The organism is Vibrio sp. 1078-1 (assembly GCF_033340475.1).
Window position 1 is genome coordinate 1 of the sequence record NZ_JAWOWM010000458.1, and the last position, 649, is coordinate 649.

1 protein-coding gene is annotated in these 649 nt (G+C 49.0%); it reads left to right on the forward strand.

The features are described 5' to 3' along the window. Positions 1-649: protease HtpX (htpX, locus tag R7190_RS28175; protein WP_318137966.1), on the forward strand; the 649-nt coding region annotated here is incomplete at both ends.

Sequence of the window (649 nt, forward strand, 5' to 3'; positions counted from 1 at the left end):
CTTAGTGTTGTTCTGAATATTGTTTACGCGACCACTGGAATGCAACCAGGCAGTCTGTCTGGTTTACTTGTCATGGCAGCCGTATTTGGCTTTGGTGGCGCATTAATTTCGTTAATGATGTCAAAGGGCATGGCACTACGCTCAGTTGGCGGCATGGTGATTGAAAGCCCACGTAACGAAACAGAGCATTGGTTGCTTGAGACGGTAGGCCGTCAAGCGCAACAAGCGGGCATTGGTATGCCAACAGTAGCGATTTATGATCCTGCAGACATCAACGCATGCGCGACAGGGGCTAAGCGTGATGATTCACTGGTTGCTGTATCGACTGGTCTTCTACACCACATGACACGTGATGAAGCTGAAGCTGTTCTGGCGCACGAAGTGAGCCACATTGCGAATGGTGACATGGTCACGATGACGCTAATGCAAGGTGTTGTGAACACGTTTGTTATCTTCCTATCGCGTTTTATCGCCAATATCGTGGCATCGAACGACGATGAAGAAGGCCAAGGCACGAACATGATGGTGTACTTTGGTGTGTCTATGGTGTTGGAACTTGTCTTTGGTTTCTTAGCAAGCTTCATCACTATGTGGTACAGCCGTCACCGTGAATTCCATGCCGATGCAGGTGCAGCGCGTTTAGTAGGTA